The sequence below is a fragment of the Micromonospora sp. NPDC023814 genome (assembly GCF_040639595.1).
GTDB lineage: Bacteria > Actinomycetota > Actinomycetes > Mycobacteriales > Micromonosporaceae > Micromonospora.
In genome coordinates this window covers 1-19,498 of the sequence record NZ_JBFAAF010000058.1, presented here as the reverse complement: position 1 = coordinate 19,498, position 19,498 = coordinate 1, and the positions used below count along the sequence as shown (strand labels likewise).

General features: G+C 69.7%; 14 protein-coding genes and 1 pseudogene. 9 read left to right on the top strand and 6 right to left on the bottom strand.

All coding sequences use genetic code 11. From position 1 onward, the window contains the following. Nucleotides 1-20 precede the first annotated feature (20 nt). The 4 genes from AB0G14_RS25865 to AB0G14_RS25850 form a co-directional block, all read right to left on the bottom strand. On the bottom strand, nucleotides 21-4,934 hold the full coding sequence (locus tag AB0G14_RS25865; protein WP_357701579.1) for a class I SAM-dependent DNA methyltransferase: 4,914 nt from the start codon (nucleotides 4,932-4,934) through the stop codon (nucleotides 21-23). Next, a complete protein-coding gene (locus AB0G14_RS25860; protein ID WP_357701577.1) occupies nucleotides 4,931-7,732 on the bottom strand; it encodes a helicase-related protein in 2,802 nt (933 codons plus the stop codon). The genes AB0G14_RS25865 and AB0G14_RS25860 overlap by 4 nt, the downstream gene beginning before the upstream one ends. 14 nt (nucleotides 7,733-7,746) lie before the next feature. Next, complete coding sequence (locus tag AB0G14_RS25855; RefSeq protein ID WP_357701575.1) at nucleotides 7,747-8,814, bottom strand: serine/threonine-protein kinase; 1,068 nt, start codon at nucleotides 8,812-8,814, stop codon at nucleotides 7,747-7,749. A gap of 136 nt (nucleotides 8,815-8,950) precedes the next feature. Next, on the bottom strand, nucleotides 8,951-10,855 hold the full coding sequence (locus AB0G14_RS25850; protein WP_357701573.1) for an N-6 DNA methylase: 1,905 nt from the start codon (nucleotides 10,853-10,855) through the stop codon (nucleotides 8,951-8,953). Nucleotides 10,856-10,957: 102 nt separating this feature from the next. Between AB0G14_RS25850 and AB0G14_RS25845 the strand changes: the two genes are divergently transcribed. The 9 genes and pseudogenes from AB0G14_RS25845 to AB0G14_RS25805 form a co-directional block, all read left to right on the top strand. Next, nucleotides 10,958-11,491 (top strand): DUF4352 domain-containing protein, encoded by a 534-nt coding sequence (locus tag AB0G14_RS25845; RefSeq protein WP_357701571.1) that lies wholly within the window; start codon nucleotides 10,958-10,960, stop codon nucleotides 11,489-11,491. A 90-nt stretch (nucleotides 11,492-11,581) separates the two neighbouring features. Next, a complete protein-coding gene (locus AB0G14_RS25840) occupies nucleotides 11,582-12,343 on the top strand; it encodes a hypothetical protein (protein ID WP_357701569.1) in 762 nt (253 codons plus the stop codon). A gap of 31 nt (nucleotides 12,344-12,374) precedes the next feature. Next, nucleotides 12,375-12,797 carry a hypothetical protein gene (locus tag AB0G14_RS25835; RefSeq protein ID WP_357701567.1) on the top strand — a complete coding sequence of 141 codons (423 nt, stop codon included), beginning with the start codon at nucleotides 12,375-12,377 and terminating at the stop codon, nucleotides 12,795-12,797. Between the two features lie 130 nt (nucleotides 12,798-12,927). Next, the gene (locus AB0G14_RS25830) at nucleotides 12,928-13,188 is read left to right on the top strand and encodes a hypothetical protein (protein ID WP_357701565.1); all 261 of its coding nucleotides are present in this window, start codon (nucleotides 12,928-12,930) and stop codon (nucleotides 13,186-13,188) included. A 201-nt stretch (nucleotides 13,189-13,389) separates the two neighbouring features. Continuing rightward, on the top strand, nucleotides 13,390-15,894 hold the full coding sequence (locus AB0G14_RS25825; protein ID WP_357701563.1) for an AAA family ATPase: 2,505 nt from the start codon (nucleotides 13,390-13,392) through the stop codon (nucleotides 15,892-15,894). Continuing rightward, nucleotides 15,891-16,295 carry a hypothetical protein gene (locus AB0G14_RS25820; protein ID WP_357701561.1) on the top strand — a complete coding sequence of 135 codons (405 nt, stop codon included), beginning with the start codon at nucleotides 15,891-15,893 and terminating at the stop codon, nucleotides 16,293-16,295. Before AB0G14_RS25825 ends, AB0G14_RS25820 begins: the two co-directional genes overlap by 4 nt. A gap of 82 nt (nucleotides 16,296-16,377) precedes the next feature. Then, nucleotides 16,378-16,698 carry a DUF4190 domain-containing protein gene (locus AB0G14_RS25815; RefSeq protein WP_357701559.1) on the top strand — a complete coding sequence of 107 codons (321 nt, stop codon included), beginning with the start codon at nucleotides 16,378-16,380 and terminating at the stop codon, nucleotides 16,696-16,698. 16 nt (nucleotides 16,699-16,714) lie between these two features. Continuing rightward, complete coding sequence (locus AB0G14_RS25810; protein ID WP_357701557.1) at nucleotides 16,715-17,002, top strand: hypothetical protein; 288 nt, start codon at nucleotides 16,715-16,717, stop codon at nucleotides 17,000-17,002. A gap of 240 nt (nucleotides 17,003-17,242) precedes the next feature. Next, a pseudogene (locus AB0G14_RS25805) lies at nucleotides 17,243-17,428 on the top strand (DDE-type integrase/transposase/recombinase); the annotation flags it as partial. A 472-nt stretch (nucleotides 17,429-17,900) separates the two neighbouring features. Here AB0G14_RS25805 and AB0G14_RS25800 read toward each other — a convergent pair. Next, the gene (locus AB0G14_RS25800) at nucleotides 17,901-18,791 is read right to left on the bottom strand and encodes a peptidoglycan DD-metalloendopeptidase family protein (protein ID WP_357701555.1); all 891 of its coding nucleotides are present in this window, start codon (nucleotides 18,789-18,791) and stop codon (nucleotides 17,901-17,903) included. A gap of 331 nt (nucleotides 18,792-19,122) precedes the next feature. Beyond that, nucleotides 19,123-19,498: helix-turn-helix transcriptional regulator (locus AB0G14_RS25795; protein ID WP_357701553.1), on the bottom strand; the 376-nt coding region annotated here is incomplete at its 5' end.

Genomic DNA, 19,498 nt, shown 5'->3' with positions numbered 1-19,498 from the left:
AATCATAGAGGGATAGTGGGCTACGACGGCTGCCAGCCCGCGTCGATCGCATCCTGAAGCCGCTTACTGAACACGGCATGCGCCTGCCGATACTCGTTCTCCCGATCCGCCTTGTAGAACGGCGCTACGTACCCCACCGGCACCGGATTCCGCACTGGATCGTCGAGGTACGCCATCAACTGATCATAATTCTCCTTTTTCTGCCCGAAACCGAAAGCGAATGACTCGGCCGCGATCCTACGCCCATTACCATCGAACCACATTTGGTCCTCGCGTTCGACAAGGATCGGGTAGCGCGAGCGAAGGATTGCAACTAGCTCGTCAACCCCCATGCCCAACCACAAAGAGGTGAGAACGTCGATCTCAACGAGACAAGCCCGTCGTGCGAATTCACTCCTGAGAGGTGAATGAAAATTCCAAGTTGTTTCAATCCCGCCGAGAGGAGACAGAACGGGCCAGTCCACAGCCCATCGCTCCGAAATGCACTTTTGATCAAATACCCCATCCCAGAGAGGCGCATAGGCGCGGGTCAGACAATTGAGGCGGAGGGCACGCGCGATTACCGCCGCCGCCAAAGGATGCGCGGGGTCGGGCATCGGTAAGGCCGCTACGTCTGAGACATCAAGATGGCCACGCGCCGTAATCCGCAGCAAATAGTCGAGAGGGAGCGCAGCGAAGAATCCAGACAAGAGGACAGTGGCACGATCATTCAGGAATGCAGCACTACGAACCGCGTTCACATGGGAAGGACCTGGGGGAATCATCGCAGCGAACAACGAACGCTCACCATTGAATGCAATCATCTCTCGCCACGCAATCCGATATCGGTCCACGTCGCGAACGCCACCCCATGCCGTCCCGCCAGCACTGCTGCTAGCTTCCGGGCTGGCGACAATATAGTTCGCGCCCGCCACGAAATCCGAGGACACGTTCTGTAAATCCAGAGCAACCCAGTCATTGTTGCTCCTACAGGGCACCCTCGGTTCCTTAGCGAAGGGATTGGCTACGCCGAGGTGCGGCCCTTGAATCACCAAGGCACTCAAGGAATTTGGCCTTCCTTCATGCCACTGAATTATGCCGGCCCTCTTACCATTGGCTTCGTTGTACCCGCCACTGATTGCCAAGTCGCTGTCGCCGATCCTTGTAGCAAAGGACGCCAGAGCACGGATCGCGTTGTCCTCGTAGGTAGTAATGGGATAGAGCAAGGGCGTCTCGTCGACTGCAGCATTAGAGACACCCCGCAGGCGCTGCCATGTCGAAAGAACCTCTGAATCGATTCTAATGACTCGCGACTTGTGGGGTCTTGCATCCCAGGCATGCAGGTGACGATAACCTGGAACCGGACCCGCGCCATCATGAACCATGGATTCAAGAACGGTCCTAGCCTCGAACAGCCAGCTTAGATTGTCGAATCCGACCTGCCCCTTACTGCCGCTAACATGCAGGCCAAACGTCGCATTGTCGCTAATTTCTGGGAATATCTTCTTTTTGTTGATGAAGTGAGCATGGAGCCGGAGATGCTTATAGGCGGCTCCACGCAGACGACCCTCCTTGGGCCCACCAAAGTGGGTGTCTGGGTGTATGAGCCCTGAGATTCCCTGCAGCCCAAGATGCGACCACACCTGCAACATGAAAGCGCGATAAAGATCAGGACGCGTCCCGTGGAGCAAGGGATAAGTGGCGGCACTACCAAAGAAATTAACTAGGCCCACATTGATGGTTAGTTCACGCAGAAAATCTCGACGCACGAGCTCTTGTTGAACGAGCAGCGATTTGCGGGCATGCCATACCTCCACCAAAGGGCGCTCTTCCAAGCGAAACCACGGCTCGCGCTCGGCTAGCACGAGGTCTTCTCTCCAGTCCGGCCTCACCCATGGTGGATTACCAATTTGGAGGTCGAAGCCGCCCTTGGCGAACGCTTGGGCAAAGTTCAGTTCCCAGTGGAAGAAGCCCTGCTGCTCGGCGATCTGGTGGGCCGCGAGGAGCCAGGGGAAGCGGTCGGAGAGGGTCCAAGGTGAGTCAACGCCGATGACCCCGTCAAGTTTTCCCTCGAACTCGCTTATCTCGCTTAGGGTCGTGAATTTTCGGTCGTAGAACCGCGCGGTGTCCTCGTCCAAGTCACGTCGGCCGATGAGTGCTTCAGCGAAGGTCAGCCAGTCGTCCAGGTTGGACAGCGGCACCTGCTGGCGGAGCTGTTCCGCCACCGTCGTCCGCCGTGTGCCGGCCGCCTTCGTCGGCATTTTCATCTGCTGCGGCTGTACGTTGCCGTAGAGGTCCTGAGTCTCGTAGACCGGCGGTTCCTCGTACGCCGGCTCGTCCTTGACGTGCGAGACCTGGACGGGCGCGGCCGGATAGGCCGGGTCGGAGCCGTCGAGGAGCCCGACCTTGTCCAGCGGCCAGAACCACAGCGCGCACCAGACGTCCATCAGCGTCTTGAGCCGCCAGTACGGGGTGCCCGGCGCGGTCAGGTCGGCGAGGATTTCGTCCCGGGGCACCGCCTCGGTGACCGGCGGCAGGTCGTCGGCACCCCAGACCCGGATGTCGCGGCGGATCTCCTGCTCGGAGATGGCGAGGCGCTGCTGCACCAGCCCCCACAGGAACTCCACGCGTCGCGCGAGCGCCTGCAACCGCTTGACCTGCGGGTTCTTGCCCTTGGCGGACGGCGTGCGCTTCATCGCCATACGCCAGGCTTTCAACCGGGCGGTCTCGGCCGGCGCCAGCTCGCGGGCCTCCTTCTCCCCCGCGACCGCGCCCCACCCGTCGGCCGGGAGCAGGAAGTGGTGGATGGTGCCCTCGTCGATCGGCCCGTCCCGGAACGGTTGTTCCTTCGGCGCGGTGGTGAGCCAGGACTTGTCGGCGAGCTGCTTCGGCTCGTAGGTCTTGCGTCCGCAGCCGATCAGGGAGTTGCCGCGTTGGAGGTGCAGGCCGAACCAGGGGGCCTGGAGGCCGGCGTGCATGACGTTGAGCCAGAGCGACACCTCGGCCAGCTCGACGGCGGTGCGGTTGAGGTCGACGCCGTAGCTGTTGTGCAGGGCGATGTACGCCTTCACCCGCTGGAGTTCGAGGTGGTACTGCTCCGGGTCGAGGGTGACCTCGCGTTCCTTCTGGCGGCGGCGCAGGTATTCGGCGGCGACCTGGTTGATCGCCTCGTTGAGGAACGCGCCGGAGCCGAGCGCCGGCTCGCAGATCGTCCAGTCCAGCAGCTCCCGGGCCGGGGTGGTCGTGCCGTCCTGGTCGAGGCGGTACTTGAGGGCGAGCTGGACGGTGACCTCGGTAAGCGACTGCGGGGTGTAGTAGGAGGCGCTGGTCTGCCGGTCCCGGCCGGCGAGCCGGTAGACGAACTGGCCGGGCTGGTAGCTGACCCGACTGCGCACGCCCGTGTACGCGTCCTCCTTGTAGACGAAGACGTTGTCGTCGTACTCGTCGGCCTTGGACGCCGGGATCATCCACGAGCCGTCCTTCGGGTCACCGTTCTTGGCGACCTCGTAGAGCTGCTCGGTGGCGACGAAACCGGTGTACGACATCAGGCCCTCGTACACCGCGCCGAGCTGGTTGATGCCGAGCTGGGCGTACGAGATGAAGCCGCCGCGGCGCTTCTTGCCGCCCTTGGTGAGCATGAGCCGGCGCAGCACCTCGTAGAGGACCTTGTTGCGCAGCCGGGTGTCGATCTTCGGCGCGTCGGCGTCGTCCATGTCATCGGCGTCCGGCTCGGGGATGAGCCGGCCGATGAGCTTGGTCTTCTCCGGCAGGAACAGGTCCGACTTCATGGGCTCGAAGCGCAGCCCCTCCCCCTCGCTGGCCTTCTCCTCGACCGCCGCGCCGCCGCGCGGCCGGTGCCCGTCGTTGACCATGCGGAACAGCAGGTCCAGCGACTCGTACAGGTGGTAGCTGCCCCCCGCCGAGGGGGCCATCCGCCGGGACACGAGGTCACCGAGGCGGGCGAGGCTGTAGCCCTCGACGTACTGCGGGTCGTTGACCGGCAGCACGCCCAGTTCGGGGCGCGCCTCGGCGTAGAGCAGGAACAGGATCCGGTACAGGTAGCGCAGGGCCTCCCGGCCCAGTTCCTTGGCCAGCTCGTCCAGGGCCATCACCTGCTGCGGCTGGTAGCCGGCCCGCCGGATCTGGTCGAGGACCTCGTTGGCGATGAGTTCGACGGAGACCTTCAGTCCCTCGCGGAGTTCACTGGACACCCCGACGGCGTGCTGGCGGGAGCCGGCGACCAGGTCGGCGAGGGGTTCGGTGCCACCCTCGGCGGGTGGGCGCAGCGAGTCGGCGCCGAAGAGGGCGGCGACGACGTCGAGTTCCCTGTCGTCGTTGCGGGCGTACGCGGTGTCCAAGCTGACGGCCAGGTAGCGGCCCTCGCCCCACACGGTGCGGTCGGCGAGGGTGACGACGCCACCGCTGAGGATCAGCACGTAGCGGGGCTTCGGGCTGTCGGCGGCGAACAGCAGGGAGGCGAGCTTGGCGCCCGTCTCGATGGTCTCGGTGCTCGACAGGGTGAGCGGGTCGAGCAGGCGACCGGCGCCGTCCGGGTCCTGGGCCGCCTCGGTGTCGACCGCCCAACCACAGTCCAGCGCGACGACCCCGTGCGCGGCGTCCAGTTCGGCGTGGGCGACGCGGACCTCGTACTCCTGGCCGTTCCGCTCGACGGTGACGGTCTGCGGCTGCGGGTGGAAGCCGAGCGCCTCCAGCACGTCCCGGTGGTGCTTGCGCAGCCGCTCCGGGTCGAAGAATTCCGCGTCGGTCAGCTCGGTCTTGGCGTCGAAGAAGGGCCGGCGCATCCGGCGCAACCGGGTGCGCGGCGTCTGCTCGCCACTCTTCTCCCGCTCGGCCCACTGCTTGAGCAGGCCGCCCTTGAGGGTGGTGGGCAGGATCTCGGCGAGGTAGTGGGCGGAGAGGTACTCGCCGCGGTTGGTCAGCGACTCGAAACTCATGCGGCACTCTCCTGCGACGGTACGAGGACGGCGAGGACCCGCAGCAGCGGGTCGCCGGCGGTTTCCAGGCGGTCGAGCAGGTCGTGCTGCTCGGCGACGGTGGCGTCGACGCGTTGGCGTCGCTTCTCCCGGTGCGGGCCGGGCAGCTCGTCGAAGAGACTGGCCTGCTGGAAGGTCGTCAACTGCTCCCGGTACCGGCGCAGCGGTTCGGCGTTGGCCTCGGCCCACTCGTCACGTTTGCCTTCGAGGTACCGCCGGGCCACGTCGACGGCCGCCGGCAGCAGCTCCTTCAGCGGGGCGATCGCGATGGTCTCGGCGCGGTTGACCATGGCCGGGCCGACGTCGGCCTCCCGCAGCACCTCGTCCATGGGCCGGATCGTCGGCGACGCGGGCAGGCCGGCGACGGCCATCCACTGCACGACCGTGGGCTGGCCGAGGCGGTTGGCGTAGACGCCCTGGATCAGGAACGTCGGCGCGGTCACGTCGGCGGTGAGCACCGGCGCCTGCTGGCGACCGAGCCGGATCAGCACCTTGTCGACCAGCCAGTCGACCATCGGGTGCACGTCGCTGAGGAAGGCGATGTCCGGCCACATCGGGGTCTTGCTCTGCCGGGCCTGGTCGAGCTTGCGTTGCGCGAGCGGCCGGTCGAAGGTGACCTTCAGCCGCAGGTCCTCACCCTCGCGGTGGGCGCGCAGGTAGGAGCGGGGCAGGTCGGTGAGCCGGTGCACCAGGTCGTCGGGGGCGAGGAAGGTCAGCAGCTCGTCCTCCCGGCGCAGGTCGATGTGGTCCTCGGGCCGGTCCTCGTAGATCTCGTACAGGGCGGCGTCGACGAAGTCGCGGGTGGAGTCGAAGAGCTTCGGCACTCGCGCTTGGGGCACGTCGGCGGTGACCGGTGCGGTGCCGACGTCGCCGAAGAGGTCGGCCATGACGTCGATCTCCTCGTGGGCCTCCGCGTACGACTCCTCCACCGTCTTGCCCGCGAGCAGGTCACGGACCAGCCGGTCCTCCTCGGCCTTGGCGTCGTAGAGACCGGTCGCCGCCTCGACGCTGCCGAGGCTGCGGTGGGCGGTCTCCTCCCGGTCGAGCAGCTTCTCGGCGACCGTCCGGTCGTCCTTGGCGTCCTCACGTTCCGAGGTGAGGATGAGCGCGCGGAATTGCGGCTGGTGTTTCTGCCCGTACCGGTCGACGCGGCCGTTGCGCTGCTCGATCCGGATCAGGCTCCACGGGATGTCGTAGTGAATCAGGTGGTGGCACTGCTGGTGCAGGTTGACACCCTCCGAGGCGACGTCACCGGTGAAGAGCAACCGGACGTCGCTGCCGGCCAACTCGAACTCCTGGAGGATCGTCTGCTCGTCCTTGTCGGCGACGCCGCCGTGCAGCACCCGGATCTGGTTCGGCTTGAGCCCCAGCAGCCCGGGGACAACCTCGGCCAGCCACTTGATGGTGGGGACCCGCTCGGAGAAGACCACCGCCCGGATGTCGCTGTTCTTCCCGACGCCGATCTTCTTCAGCTCGTCGACCAGCCCATTGAGCTTGCTGGAGTCCCGGTCGGTCATCGCAGAGGTCAGCTCCGCGAGCCGGTCCAGCGCCGCCCGCTCGGTGCCGGTGGCCTTCTTCTGCCTGGCCTTCACCGTTTCGTGCAATGCCCGGTGCGAGGAGAGGAAGGACTTCAACAGCGTGTACGGGAAGAGCCGGTGCTGCCCGGTGATCGCCTCGTCCGTCCACTTGCCGGCCAGCCACACGTCGGTCAGCTCGTCGAAGATCTGCTCCTCGATCGGGCCGGCCGCGCAGTGCACCGCCTGCGACGGGCCGCGGTCGGCCCAGCGGTCGCCTATCTGGTCGCGTACCTCCGGGCTGATCTTGGTGCGGCGAAGGTAGAGGTGCGCGATGTCCTTGGCCTGGTAGTCCTTCTCGTTGGCGATGGCCGCCGGATCGAGCAGCGAGATCAGCTGCGCGAAGGACTCCTTGTCACCGTTGTGCGGGGTGGCGCTGGCCAACAGCAGTGCGTCGGTCTTCGCAGCCAGGCGGCGGGCCAGCTCGTTGCGCTGGGTGCCCCGGTTGATGAGGTTGTGCGACTCGTCGATGACGACGACGTCCCACGTCGTGGCGTCCAGGTGGTGGCCGAACTGGCCGGCGTCCTTGAGCGTGTCGACGGAGATGATGGCCCGCTTGAAGTGGGTGAAGGGGTTGCGCCCGGCCGGGATCTCCTGCTGGATGCGCTGGATGCCGGTCGAGTCGAGCCGCACCAGCGGGATCGCGAAGCGGGTCCACAGCTCGCGCTGGAACTGTTCCAGTACCTGCTGCGGCGAGACCACCAGGATGCGGTCACCTCGGCCTCGGCGGATCAGCTCGGCGAGGATCAGCCCGATCTCCAGGGTCTTGCCCAGGCCGACCACGTCGGCGAGCAGGATCCGTGGACGCAGGCCGGACAGCGCCAGCTCGACGGGGCGCTGCTGGTAGGTCAGCGGGTCGAGCAGGAACCGGTCGGCCAGGGCCAGGCCCTTCTCGGTGCGCGGCAGCGGAGTACGCCGCAGCACGGCCTCCAGGAACAGCCGGCTCTGGCGGAACCGCGACGACGTGTCCTGGACGAGTTCCGTCTCCTCGGGCACCAGCGGCGTGATGTCCTCGAGTGCGGTGAAGAAGGTCGCCTCGACGTCCTGCACGAACTCGGACACCCCGACCGCCTTGATCATGGTGCCGTCGGCGGTGCCGGTCTTGACGCTGCGGATCAGCCACTCCTCGTCGCGGACGACGATGCGGGAGCCCGGGGCGAAGGTCGCGGCCTGGGAGGTGGTCATCGGGTGGAGCCTTCCTACAGGGTCGAGCGGCGGGCGTACTGGCGGCGAAGCTTCTCGACCAGCCAGCTCACATCGGTGGGTGGGGGCGCCGGGCGCTCGGGGTCGACCTTCGTCGGCGCCGTCTCGGGTGCTTGCACGGTGCTCGCCTCGTCGACGACCGGCAACCCCTCCGGGTCCTGCTGCGGATCGACCAGGTCCGGCGGGACCAGCAGTTCCGTGCCCGCGTCGTAGGTGAGGGCGGCGACGTCCCGGCGCAGGTCGAGGGCGGTCTTGCCGCCGCTCTCGGTGGCGACGGCCAGCAGTCGGGCGCGGACGTCGTCGAGCCCGGGCCGAGCCGTCGGATCGTGCGCCAGCATGGCGCCGAGCAACTGCACCAACTCGTCCGGCACCCGGGAGAGATCGGGCAGATCGGTCGGCTCGGTGATCCGCAGCAGCAGGTTCCAGGAGTTGGTCGGCGGATAGAGCCCGTGACCGGTGAGCGCGAAGACCAGAGTGGCCGCCAAACCGTAGATGTCGACCGCCGATGTCAGATCCCGCTCCCCGCGAACCTGCTCAGGGGACATGTAGGCGGGCGTGCCGACCAGCACACCGGCGTCGGTCACGTAGTGCTCGCGGTCCATCAGCACCGCCAGGCCGAAGTCGATCAGCTTGGGGCCGTCCGGGCCCAGGATGATGTTCTGCGGCTTGAGGTCACGGTGCAGGAGCCCGGCCTGGTGCACCTTGGTCAAGCCGTCGGCGAGCATCGCCCCCACCATCGCGGCCATCGGCAGCGACAGCGGCCCCTTCGCGTCGACATGCTGGCGCAGCGTGGCACCGGGCACGTACTCGACCGCCAGCCATGCCGGATCACCGGTGGGGTCGGCGTCCTCCAAGCGGGCCACCCGGGACCCGAACACCAGCTTCAGGCTGCCCACCTCGCCGGCGAACCGCTCGCGGATCGTCGGGTCCGACAACAACTCCTTCTTGATCACCTTGAGCGCGACCCGGTCGGCGGTGGGCGAGACGGCAAAGTACACCGTGCCCATCCCGCCCGATCCGAGCGGCCGCACCACTTCGTACCCGCCGACTCTCTCCAGCGCCATCAGACCCCCCACGTGGTGGCACCCACCTGCGCCGATGCGCCCGCCGCCGGCCCCACGCCCGGCGGACGCACGACCGTACAACGATGAACGAGCACGATGCCAGCCGCCGAACGTCGGTTCTTCCGCACCGCAAGCTTCATCCGCCGTGCGGACGGACACTGCCCTGGGCCAGGCCGTCGGCGGTGAGCTGGACGAGTTCGGCTCCCAGCGACGCCGCCTGTCGGATGGCCGACTCGAACGCATTCAGCCGCCGGAACGCCTCCCCGTGCGCCCGCTGCTCGTCCAGCGGCAGCCGCCGCACCTGTGCCCGTCGGATGTCGAACCGCAGCGTCCCCGACAGGCTCGACGCCTGCTTCTCGTTGGCCGACGTCCGCAGTTGCCCGGCCAGGAACCACGGGTCCAGCGCGGCCGGGTTGGGGCGTAGCAGGTGCAAGTTGCGCCCCAGCAGCGCACCTTCCGCGGTGATGACGCGGGCGGTGAGCGTACGGGCGATCATCGGCACCACCACGTCCCCGACGGCGAGCGGGATCTCCTGGCCGAGCCGCTCGTCGACTTGGCCTGTGGCGTCGACGCCGGCCAGCACGTCGGGCACGGTGAGCACCGGCGCCGAGCTGGTCACCGGGGTCGAGGCGGACACCCGGACCGGGCCGAGCAGGTGGAGTGCGCCGCTGCGAATCAGCTCGGCGACCGACGTCGTGAGCGGTGCTGCCCCGTCAGGTGTGGGCGTGACCTGGGGCATCAGCGCGGGCAGGTCGCCGACGATCGCGGCGAGCCGTTCCCTGGTGCGTACCAGGTGCTCGCCGGTCCGCTCGACCCCGACGGCGGGTTGCCGGCGCGCGGGGGTGAGGTCGACGTCCTCGTCGAGCAGCTCGATGACCGGCACCGCCCGGGCGAACCGGACCTCGTCGGCCTCGACGTCGGGCGCGGCGGCGAAGGCCCGCCAGGCGGTGAGCACCCGCGCGGACAGCTCCGCGAGGTCGCCCTCGGCGGCGTCGACCAGCAGCGCCCGCGCCGGTGCGGGCGCGTCGGCGGCGGGCCGCCGCAGCACCCACAGGTGCAGGGGTACGCCGTGTGGCGCGGCCACGCCGCTGGGCAGTGCGACGACGGCGCGCAGCGCACCTCGGCGCAGCAGCTCGGCCCGGATCCGCCGGCCGGCGCGGCGTCCGGCCACGGTCGGCGGCATGAGCAGTACGGCGTGCCCGCCGGGCCGCAGGTGCGCCAGAGCGTGCTGCACCCAGGCCAGCTCGGGTTCGGTGCGGGGTGGGACGCCGTACTCCCAGCGGGGGTCGTAGCCGAGTTCCGCGTCGCCCCAGTTGGTGGCGCCGAACGGTGGGTGGCAGACGACCGCGTCGACGGTGCGGCCGGCGAACGCGTCGGCGCGCAGCGAGTCCCCGGGGCACACCTCGCCGGGCACCTCGCGCAGGGCGAGCGACAGCCCGGCGAGCCGGGCGAGGTCGTGGTCGAGTTCCTGCCCGTACGCCGAGGTGCAGCCGGCGCGGGCGGCGGCCCGCAGGATGGCGCCGGTGCCGGCGGCCGGGTCGAGGGCGGAGCCGCCGCCGACGCCGGCGAGGCCGACCATCAGGTCGGCCAGCACGTCGGGGGTGGCGAAGGGGCGGCCGGGGCCGGGTGCGGAGAACCGTCGCCACAACTCGTCGAAGGCGGCCTGGGGGCCGAGTTCGTCGGCGAGGGCGTCGACGTCGGGCAGCAGGGCGGCGAGGTGGGCGTCGGCGGGGCCGGGCGTCGGGCGGTCGCCGCGGTGGCGGGCCAGCAGCAGGGCGCCAACGGCGGCCAGCGCGGCTGCGGGGGTCTCCTTCGGGGCGGCGAGGTGCTGCCAGAGCCGGTCGGCGCGGGACAGCTGCGGAAGCTTGCCCTGGCCGCGTAGCCACTGCTCGACCTCGATGAGGTCGAACTCCGGGCTGGCCGTGGTGCCGCCCACCGGGGCCGGGAAGTCGGGGTGCCGTTTGCGCCAGTTGCTGACTGCGGCGCGTCCGACCCCGGCGAGCCGAGCGATCTCTGCGGCGGTCACGGTCGGTGTCTTCACGTACGAAGTCTCGCACGTCTGTCAAGGTTCACATTGTCTGTTGACAGAGTTGTCGGACGGTGCTCCTATTGACCCCGCCACGTTCACAGTTGGAGGAAAACGATGCGCAAGACCACGACCCTCGCCCTGCTCGCCACCGCCCTCGTCGCGCTGGGCTGCAGCTCCGGCGGCAGCGACGAGGCGAGCAGCTCCGGCGGCAGCGACGGTGCCGCCAAGGGCGGGGACAAGCCGGCGAAGACCGCGAAGATCGGCCAGTCGGCCCGGGACGGGAAGTTCGAGTTCACGGTGAAGTCGTCCAAGTGCGGCGTCGCCAAGGTCGGCGACAGCGTGCTCGGCGAGAAGGCGCAGGGCCAGTTCTGCCTGGTCACGATCAACGTCAAGAACATCGGCAAGGAAGCGCAGATGTTCGACGGCAGCAGCCAGAAGGCGTACGCGGCCGACGGCACCGAGTACTCCTCCGACACCGGCGCCGCCATCTACGCCAACAAGAACGCCGAGACGTTCCTCAACGACATCAACCCCGGCAACCAGGTCACGGGTGTCGTGGTCTTCGACATCCCGAAGAACGTCAAGCTCGCCAAGCTCGAGCTGCACGACTCGCCGTTCTCCGGCGGCGTCACCGTCGCCCTGAGCTGACATCTCGACGTCTCAGGGGCGGGCGGTCCGCCCGCCCCTCGCCACCCCGGCGTCCCACCCACAGCCACCGCAGTTGACAGGAGAACCGTCGTGACCGATCCGACCATCCCGAAGCCCTCCGAAGAGCCGACCGACCAGCCGGCGAGGGAGCCGTACGCATCGTCGCAGGACTTGCCGGCTATCGCCGCCGTACCGACCCGCGCGGAGACCGTCCCGCAGGCCGGTGTCGCGCTCGGGCCCCCCGCCGCGCCGCAGCGTTCCCACCGCCGGACCTGGGCCGTCGGCGCCCTCGCCCTCGTCACCGCCCTCGCCGCCGGGGTCGTCATCGGCGCGGCGGCCGGCGACGACACCGGCCCGGCTGCCCGCGCGAACAGTTCGACGTCGCCCGCTGCGAGCAGCGCCGCCCCGACCACGGCAGCGCCGACAACCGCTGTACCCACCACTACCGCGCCGACCAGCGCGGCCCCGTCGCCGACGAAGACCACTCCCCCGCCCAAGCCGAAGCCGCCGTCCTACAAGACGTTGAGCGAGCGGCAATGGAAGCTCGTCGCCAAGAACCCCGACGCGTACATCGGCAAGACCTACGTGGTGTTCGGCCGGGTCACCCAGTTCGACGCCGCGACGGGCGTCGACACCTTCCGGGCGAACGTCGCGCACCGGCGGATGGCCGACGAGTACGACTACGAGACGAACACGCTGCTCACCGGGCTGGCGGCGGACCTCGACAACCTGGTGGAGGACGACATCTTCCGCGCCAACGTCACCGTGCTCAGCGCCTTCAGCTACGACACCCAGATCGGCGGCGAGACGACGGTGCCCCTGCTCCAGGTCGACGCGATCAAGGTGCTCTGACCCTTTCCCGTACGAGACGTCAGGAGGCGACGTGCGTCCCGATGAGTTCCTGTACGCCCTGGACCTGCTGCCCGACCCCCTGCGCGACCGCGCCGTCGCGTTGCGCGCCTACGCCCGCGTCACCCGCTGCGAGGACTGCCAGCGGATCGGCGACGCCGTGCGGCTAGCCCTCACCGCCGCCCACTACGACGAACTCGGCTCGGCCCGACAACTGCTCGACGTGGCGGAACAGCAGGCCGCCCGGCCGAGGTCCACCGCCCGCAGCCGAGCCCTGAACGCGGTCGCGGCCAGGTTGGTCGCTGGGCGGAGACGTCCGCGGCCGTGGTCGCCGCGACCGACGCGAGCTGGAAGGGACGTGCCGGCGGCATCGGGTACGTCGTCAGCGACGGCCACTACGGCCTGCGCGGTCGGGGCACCGGCCGGCTGGACCCGACGGGCGCCTCGCGGGTCCTGATCAACGAGCTGCGGGCGGTCGACTTCCTGCTGTCCGCGTACGACGAGGCGCCGGCCGGCATGACCGTGCTGCTGGACAGCCTGGCCGCCCTGCGCCATCTTACCGTTGGCAGGGCGGCGAGACCGACGCCATGCCGGCCGGCTACAGCCTTCGGCCGCGCCGCTGGGCCGACCAGCCGACGCTGGTGCGCCTCGCCGAGTATGTGGCTCGGCGGCCCGATCTGTCCTTCGCCCACGTCAAGGGGCACAGCGGCCACGCCCTCAACGAGGCCGCCGACGGCCTGTCCCACATGGCGCGCCGGCGGCTCGGCGAGCCCTTCGACGTACGTCCCCGGGCGCACGCCCTCGTCGACGCCTTCCTGCGCGACTGGCACACCAGCGTCGCGCGCTGACCGCACAGGCAGCCTGCTCACCCCCGGAAGACGGGCATGGCTCGCACAGATCACGGCACCACCACCTTGTCCGCCGCCGTCAGGATCTGCCCCTGGGCAGGTGCGGGCCTGGACCTCTGACCGACAGCCTTCCCCCACCGCTCACCTCGTGCGGGCCAGCAATCGTGCCGGTCCGCGGAGACCACGCGCCCGGAGACGACAATGCCGATCCCCCGTCAGCACTATCCCGCGACACGGGCCCTGCCCACCCGCCGCACCGAACCGCTGGCCGAGCTGATCTTCGATCGGCTGGCCGCCGACCACGTGCCGGACGGCACCGCCGAGGTCGTGCTCGCCGCGCTCAGCGGCGACGCCGACCTGGCCGCCGCCCTCGCCGGCGAGCGGACCGCCCTCGGCCCGCCCGCCCCGGCCGGCGACGGCGCGCCCGGGTTGATCTGGCTCTCGTCGATCACCGTCGCCGGGTTCCGCGGCGTCGGCCCGGAACGCACTCTCGAGATCGAACCCGGCCCCGGGCTCACCCTGGTGGTCGGCCGCAACGGCTCCGGCAAGTCGAGCTTCGCCGAGGCCGTCGAGCTGGCGCTGACCGGCGACAGCGCCCGCTGGGCCGACCGCAACAGCGTCTGGCGTACGGGGTGGCGCAACCTGCACTCCCCCGACCCGTGCTGGATCGTGACGCAGTTGCGCGTCGACGGTGTGGCGAAACCGGTGACGGTGACCCGGTCGTGGCCGCTCGGCGTGGCGCTGGCCGCCGCGGAGGTCACCGTCACCAGCGACCGTGGGCGGCACACCGACCTGGCGGAGCTGGGGTTGGCCCGCCCGCTGGAGCTGTACCGGCCGTTCCTCACCGCCACCGAGCTGGGGCGGCTCACCGCCGGCACCCAGAGCCAGCTGTTCGACGCGATCTCCGCGATCCTCGGCCTGGAGGCGATCACCGACGCCGACCAGCGGCTGATGGCCGCCTCCCGACCCGTCGACGCGGCCGTCAAGGAGGTACGCGCCCGACGCGCCGCGCTCGCCGAGGGCCTGACCGGCGTCGCCGACGACCGGGCCCGGCGGGCCGTCGCGCTGCTGAAGGGGCGCAGGCCCGTCGACCTGGCGGCGCTGACCGCGATCCTCGACGAACCGGACGAGGCCGTTGCCGACGGGCCGGTGAGCTGGTGCCATCGCCTGGTCGAGCTGACCGTGCCACCGACGCGGGAGGTGACGCGGCTGGCGGAACAGTTGCGTGAGGCTGCCGCCGAGGCACTACGGCACGACGGCGGCCGGTCCCGGGCGGCGCTGCGCACCGCGGAGCTGCTCCGCCTCGCCGTCGAGCACCACGACGACACCGGCGACGGCCCGTGCCCGGTCTGCGCCGACGGCGCTCTCGACGGAGACTGGCGCACCGCCGCCGCGGCGTCGCTGGCCCGGCTGCGGGACCGCAGTCTCGCCGCCCAGTCGGCGTCGGCGCGGCTTACCGCGCTGCTACGGCAGGCGCACCACCTCATCGAGGATCTCGCCGTGCCGGAAGGCGACGCCGGCGAGGCGCCGCTGGACGCGCTGCGCGAGGCGGTGGCCGCGCTGCGCGAGGCGGTGGCCGCGCTGCGGCGCGTACCCGGGGAGCCGGCGGAACTGGCTGCGCACCTCGCCGCGCGGTACCCGGCCGTCGTGACGGCGGCGGACGCGGCCCGCGCGTACGCCGAGGGGTTCCTGCGGCAGCGCGACACCGGGTGGCGGCGGGCGGCGGCCGAGCTGCGCGGCTGGGTCGACGCCGCGGCCGGCCTGCCCGAACGGGAGGCGACGCTGGCCCGGCTGAAGGCGGCGCGGGCCTGGCTGAAGGCCACCGCGGTGCAGTTGCGCAACGAACGGGTGGCGCCGTTCGCGGAGCACTCGCAACGGATCTGGGCGCAGCTGCGGCAGGAAAGCAACGTCGAGCTGGGCGCGATGGCCCTCGACGGGGCGAACACCCGGCGGCGGGTCGTGTTCCCGGTCAGCGTGGACGGCGCCGACAACGGCACCGCGCTCGGGGTGATGAGCCAGGGCGAGATGCACGCCCTCGGGTTGGCGACGTTCCTGCCGCGCGGCTGCGCGCCGGAGAGCCCGTTCCGGTTCATCGTCGTCGACGACCCGGTGCAGAGCATGGATCCGGCCAAGGTCGACGGGCTGGCCCGGGTGCTCGCCGCGCTGGCCGAACAGCGGCAGGTGGTGGTCTTCACCCACGACACCCGGCTGCCCGACGCGATCGGCCGGCTCGACCTGGGCAGGGCCCGGATCGTCGAGGTGACCCGCGCGGAGCGGTCGGTGGTGACGCTGCGGCCAGGCTCCGACCCGGTGAGCCGCTACCTCGAGGACGCCTATGCGCTGGCGCGCAACGAGGAGATCGCCGCCGAGGTGCGCGGGCCGGTGGTGGCGGAGCTGTGCCGCTCGGCGCTGGAGGCGGCCTGCCATCGGGTCGTGTGGCGGCAGCGGGTGGCGCGCGGGGTGCGGCACGACGACATCGAGGCGGCCATCGTGGGCGCGTCCCGGCGGCTGACCACCACGGTCGCGTTGGCGCTGTTCGACGACGCCGACCGGGGCGGCGACGTCCTCGGTTATCTGGGCCGCCGGCACGGGCCGCGGGCGGTGGCCGCGTACAAGGCGTGCAAGGAGGGCGTGCACGGCACGTACCTGTCGGACCTGCCGGGCCTCGTCGCGGACGCCCGCCTGCTGGCGGAGGCGCTGCGGTGACCGCGCCGACGCCGCAGCGCTGCCTGGCGGCGGCCGAGGAGTTGCTGCACGGCGCGGGCGCGCTCGGTGGGGCCGCGGTAACCGCCGGTTGGTGGCCGCGCGCGTGCGCGTGCCTGATCCGGCTCGCCCTCGAGGGCGGTATCGACGCCTACTGGCAGCGGACCAGGCCGGCGGTGGCACAGTGCCGGCAGGGCCGGGCGAAGCAGCTGATGCTGCGCGGCCGGCTCGGGCCCGGCGTCGGCGTCGCCCGCCGCGTCGCGTTCGCCTGGGCAACCCTGTCGGCCGCCGCCCATCACCACTGCTACGAGCTGGCGCCGACGGCCGCTGAGCTACGTCGCCTGCACACCGAGGTGAGCGCCCTGCTCGCCCGACTCGACGGAGAAACGGAAGCCGAACGATGACGTACCGCAGCCCGGCCACGACCCCACCCGCCCGCAGCCGCCGGTCCTCGGCGTCCCGGGACCGTACCCGCCGGTGTCCGGCGTGCCCTATCAGCCCGGCGGCTATCCCCAGGCCGTGCGGCCGCCGCTCACGTCGGGCACGGCGACCGCGTCGATGGTGCTGGGAATCCTCGGCGTGCTCGGCGGCTGGTGCCTGTTCGGGCTGCCGTGCCTGCTCGCCGTCATTCTTGGCCACATCGGCCTGCACGAAACCCGCAACAACGCGAAGTCGGGGCGAGGCATGGCCGTCGCGGGCCTGGTCCTCGGCTACGTCTTCGTCGCCCCGATGATCCTGCTCACGGTCATGGTCTTCTTCGGCGGGTTGATCGGCGCGGCCACCCCCTCGACCACCCCCACCCCCTGAGTAAGGACGGATCGCCATGCCGACCGACCAGAACCGCCACCCGGAGCCGGACGACGACGTCGTGCTCGGCGTGAACGCGTTCCAGATCATGGCGCGCCGGTACGTGGAAGGGCGGGTCGCCGAACTTTCCCCCCGGCCCGAGGACGCAGACGCCCGCCTGCGCGGGCTGCTCGCCATCTATGAGGACCTCACGGGCAAGGGCCACCGCGATCCGCTGACGTTGCTCGCGAGCGTGCTGGGCATTCCCGTGGACACGCTGGTCGTCCATCTGCGTGCGGCCGGCCGCGACCTGCGGCCGTCGTAGGTCAACCGGCTCGCTGGCAGGCTCCGCCGCCCACTTCTTGTTCGCTGGGCGTTGAGGCAAGCACGCACGGTGAGTCCCAGCACGGAAGATCACCCCTGACTGTCTGACGCGAGAATCGGGCGGTCTTGTTGAGGGTTGAGGTCAGGTGGCTTCGGTGGGTTGGAGGGTGGTTTGGGAGCCGAGCTGGTGGAGTTGGTCGAGTAGGCGCTGGGCGTGGCGGGCTTGGCCGTCCCGCCGGCGCCGGACCTGATCGGCAGGGACGTCACCACTACCGCGCCCGACCAGCGATGGTGCGACGACATCACCTACCCGCGTGTCGGCGCCGGCTGGTGATATCTGGCCACCGTCATCGACATCGCCACCCGCCGCCTGATCGGCTGGTCGATCAACACCCACATGCGCACCGACCTGGTCATCGACGCTCTCAACGCGACGATCGCCGCCCGCTGCGGCCGTGCCACGACGTGATCTTCCACCGGACAGGGGCACCCAATACAGCAGCAACCACTCCGCCGACACCCGCCGCGACGTGTTCCGGTGGATCGCCTCCACAACCACCAACGCCGCCACTCCGCGCTGGGCTACCTCAGCCCCGCCAACTACGAACAGCCCCTCACACCCACTACGCTGCACCAGATCGCGGCATAACCCGGTGTCCACATCGCGGTGAGAACCTCACCTCGGAGTCAGACCCGAGTGGTGAGACCATCACATCTTCACTGGAAACTCGGTGCTCTGTTGGTCGCCGTGGCTGGGCTGTGCCGGCGGTAGCAGTGCCGGCGCAGCCCAGCCGTGGATGGTCGAGTCTCCTCGGGCCGCATGGTTTAGCGAGTTGGCTTTGCGGTTCGGGGGTTCTTGCCGAGGGTGTTTCTCGGTTGGCGGTGGTGGTCTGGGGAGGTTAGTCCCACTGGTCCTGGTTGAGGAAGCGGGCGAAGCCCCGCCACGAGTTCGGCCCCATCACCCCGTCGATCGGCCCCGTGTAGCCCCAGCCGGAGGCGAGCCGCTGCACGGCCTTCCAGGTGTTCGGCCCCGGCACGCCGTCGATGGGGCCGGTGTAGCCGTAGTTGCGCATGGCTCGTTGCAGCGCGGCGTACGTGTTCACGCCGGGTACGCCGTCGATCGGGCCGGTGTAGCCGGCGGTGATCCGTAGCCAGTTCTGCATCCGCTGGTAGAAGATCGGGCCGGGGATGCCGTCCTGCTCGGTGGTCGTCTTGGGCAGGCCGCCGCCACCCGGGTTCTGGCTGATGTAGGTCAGCGGGTTGATGCGTACCCCGCTCGGGTTGATCATGTGCCAGTGCAGGTGCGGGCCGGTGGAGCTGCCCGACCCGGGGGCGCCGACGGCACCACCCGACCGCCCGACGATCGTCCCGGCGCCGACCGCGGTCCCGTTGGCCAGCAGGAACTGTGACAGGTGCATGTACTGGCTGCGGTAGCCGTCCGCGTGGTAAATCGTGACGGTGTGCCCGCCCGTGCCGTTGTAGGGAATGTTCTGGATCGTGCCGGCGCCGCAGGCCGGCAAGGCGGTGCCGACCCCCATCCCGTAGTCGATCCCGCCGAGCGATCCGTAGTTGAGGTGGTCCTGCCAGGTGCCGGTGATCGGGTATCCGGTGAACGGGTTGTAGATCGCTGGTGCCGCGTGGGCGGTCCCGGGAAGACCGACGACCCCACCACCAACAACGAGGGCACCGGCGGTCAACGTCGTACTGCGCAGCAACGTACGGCGACTGAGCCCGGCCGGTGGTCGGTCTGTCGCACTGCCACAGCAGTTGGGCTGAATCTCCTCACTCATCATCGGCTCCTCATCCGCGGTTTTTTGTAGTGCGTGGATGGCGACGAGACTAAGGGCATCGGACTGTACAGATATCGGTTGATCGACCGATCAAGGATGAGGTGCCAGATGGCGACCGAGGTCACCTGGGGGCAGGAGCTGGCCGTGGGGCCGATGGGTATGGTCTCGGATGAGTAGTGATCGCGATGCTGGTCGATCGGGCTTGTGGTGACGGGGTGAAGGCCGACGTTGGCGCGTCGGCCAGGAACGCACGCCCGGTGCTGACCGTAGTCGCCGAGGACGGGCGAGGCGTGCGACAGCCATCCGGGGCAGAAGCCAACCACGCACACCATCACAGATCGTCGAGCTGGATCAACCCATCCTGGATGGCGCGCGCTACCAGCATTGCCTTGGTGGGGGCCGCCCGGCCACGCATCGCGTACTTGATCCGGATGTGCTCCAGATGGGAGTTGACCGTGCTCAGCGAAATCCCCAGACGTTGAGCCACGAACTCCTTGGACTGCGACTGGAACCACTGGATCAGCACCTCGGTCTCGCGCGCCGACAACACCGGTCGGTGGGCGGAGCGGTCGCCGGCGAGCGCGCCCGCCAGGGATGGCGCGGTGTACGCCTCGGAACCTGTCAAGTCAAGTGAGACGTTTTCGTGGTCAGGTGTTCTGTAGATCTGCGGGTTGAGCTGCTGGTTTGTTGATCCACACCGTGGTCGG